This window comes from Enterobacter sp. C6 (assembly GCF_008122455.1).
Classification (GTDB): domain Bacteria; phylum Pseudomonadota; class Gammaproteobacteria; order Enterobacterales; family Enterobacteriaceae; genus Enterobacter; species Enterobacter pseudoroggenkampii.
This window is the reverse complement of record NZ_QPFW01000058.1, coordinates 1-2490: the sequence shown is the minus strand read 5'-3', so window position 1 is coordinate 2490 and position 2490 is coordinate 1. Positions and strand designations below refer to the sequence as shown.

Annotated in this window: 3 protein-coding genes; 1 reads left to right on the top strand and 2 read right to left on the bottom strand. The window is 62.3% G+C overall.

Annotated features, from left to right (window positions below; genetic code table 11):
* Both DOU50_RS00455 and moeA read right to left on the bottom strand, forming a co-directional pair.
* Positions 1–244 (bottom strand): ThiF family adenylyltransferase (locus DOU50_RS00455; protein ID WP_194266102.1); only part of this gene is annotated, 244 nt, incomplete at its 3' end.
* Between the two features lies 1 nt (position 245).
* Positions 246–1478, bottom strand: a complete 1233-nt coding sequence (moeA, locus tag DOU50_RS00450; RefSeq protein WP_148768487.1) for a molybdopterin molybdotransferase MoeA — start codon at positions 1476–1478, stop codon at positions 246–248.
* Positions 1479–1665: 187 nt separating this feature from the next.
* Between moeA and DOU50_RS00445 the strand changes: the two genes are divergently transcribed.
* Positions 1666–2490, top strand: an 825-nt coding sequence (locus tag DOU50_RS00445) for an isoaspartyl peptidase/L-asparaginase (protein ID WP_148768486.1), incomplete at its 3' end; no start/stop codon positions are given.

The following is a 2490-nucleotide window of genomic DNA, read 5'->3' as shown; positions in this document are numbered from 1 at the left end:
TCGCGTCGCTGTGCAGCGTCTGGCGTTGCAGGTTGGACACCGACACGGTATCGAAATCCAGCAGCGTCATCCTGCCCACGCCCGCCGCGGCAAGATACTGCGCGGCGGCGCAGCCCAGACCGCCCAGACCGACAACCAGTACGCTGGCTGCCTTGAGCGCTTCCTGGCCCTCGAAATCGAATCCGCGCAGCACAATCTGGCGGTTGTAGCGCATCATCTCCGGGTCGCTCAGCTCCACCGTCATGTCAGCCTCCGAACAGGTGGTTAAAGCGCTCGACCTCAACCCACTCGCCGGCTTCCACGTTGCCGCGCTCGCGCTCCAGCACGATAAAGCAGTTGCCCTGGCTGAAGGAGCTGAAAATGTGCGAGCCCTGGTGCCCGGTGGTGCTCACTTCGAGCTCGCCGTCCGCGCTGCGCGCCAGAATGCCGCGCTGGAAATCGAGGCGGCCCGGTGATTTTTTCAGGCGCGTGGCGGCACGCACGCGCACGCGTTCCGGCAGCGGGTTAGCATTGTTGCCGGAAAGCTTCGCCAGCAGCGGGATCGCCAGCTGGTAGAAGGTGAGTGCCGCCGAGACCGGGTTACCCGGCAGGCCGCAGAACCAGCTGTGTGAAAGCTTGCCAAACGCGAACGGCTTGCCCGGCTTGATCGCCAGCTTCCAGAAGGCGATTTCACCCAGCTCTTCAAGAAGGGTTTTGGTGTAATCCGCTTCGCCCACGGAGACGCCGCCGGAGCTGATGACCACGTCGGCTGCGTTATCCGCCTCGATAAACGCGGCGCGCAGTTTTTCCGGATCGTCAGGAATGATGCCGAGGTTAATCACTTCGCAGCCCAGCTGCTCCAGCATCAGGTGTACCGCCAGGCGGTTGGTGTCGTAAATCTGGCCGTCCTGCAGCGGCTGCCCCGGAAGCTGTAGCTCGTCGCCGGTGGAGAAAACGGCAACGCGCACTTTACGGATAACGTCGATGTCCGCGATGCCGAGCGAGGCCAGGACCGGCAGCTCCGCCACCGTCAGCTTCTGTCCGGCAGCAAAGACCGTCGCGCCGAAGGTAATGTCCTCGCCGGTACGGCGGATGTTCTGGCCCGCTTTGACGCTCGCGGTAAAACGCACGCCGTCGTCGGTCTGTTCGGTCTCTTCCTGCATCACCACGGCGTCGCAGCCTGCCGGAACCGGTGCGCCGGTCATAATGCGCACGCAGGTGCCCGCAGGCCATTCACCGCTAAACGGCTGACCCGCAAAGGCTTTACCCGCCACCGGCAGGGCGTTACCCGTCTGGAGATCCGCCAGGCGTACCGCGTAACCGTCCATCGCGGAGTTATCAAACCCCGGCACGTTAAGCGGAGAGACGATATCGCGTGCGGCAATACGGCCAAAACAGCGCACGAGGGGCAGCGTCTCAACGTCATGCAGCGGGGAAACTCGGTCAAGCATCTGCGTGAGTGCCGTCTCAAGCGGCATCAGTCCGGCGGTAAAATCCATGGTGGGCTCCTGCGGAGTAACAACGAAAGCGTCCATTATGGCAGAAAAGTGCGGCTAACTGTATGACCGAAGGGTGCACGCTTTACATCACTGTTACGTCTTTCTATATTCAAAAATCATCTGAAGTTTCGTCGACGATAATGATATTTATAGAAAAAGCCGCAAAACAGGCTAACGGGTGATGCGAATGGTTAAGGCGGTAATCGCAATTCATGGCGGGGCCGGGGCAATCACCCGAGCACAGCTCACGCCTGAGCAGGAAAAACGTTACATCGACGCGCTGTACGCCATTGTGGAAATGGGCCAGAGAATGCTGGAAGCGGGCGAAAGCGCGCTGGACGTGGTCACCGAGGCGGTGCGCCTGCTGGAAGAGTGCCCGTTATTTAACGCGGGGATCGGTTCGGTCTTTACCCGGGATGAAACGCACGAGCTGGATGCCTGCGTGATGGACGGCGTCACCCTGAAAGCGGGGGCCGTGGCAGGCGTCAGCCACCTGCGTAACCCGGTGCTGGCCGCGCGTCTGGTGATGGAAGCGAGTCCGCACGTGCTGCTGACGGGCGCGGGGGCGGAGAGGTTTGCCTTCGAACATGGAATGGAGCCGGTATCGCCGGATCTGTTTTCCACGGAAGCGCGCTATCAGCAGCTCCTGGAAGCCCGTTCGGCGGGCATGACGCAGCTTGACCACAGTGCGCCGCTTGATGAAACCACCAAAATGGGCACGGTCGGCGCGGTGGCGCTGGATAAAGCCGGGAACCTCGCGGCGGCGACGTCAACGGGCGGGATGACCAACAAGCTTCCCGGACGCGTCGGCGATAGCCCGCTGCCGGGCGCCGGCTGCTATGCCAATAACGCGACGGCGGCGGTGTCGTGTACCGGAACCGGGGAAGTGTTTATCCGCGCCCTCGCGGCCTATGACATCACCGCGCTGATGGATTACGGCGGCTTAAGCCTGAGCGAGGCCTGCGAGCGCGTGGTTATGGAAAAACTGCCTGCCCTGGGCGGCGTCGGTGGG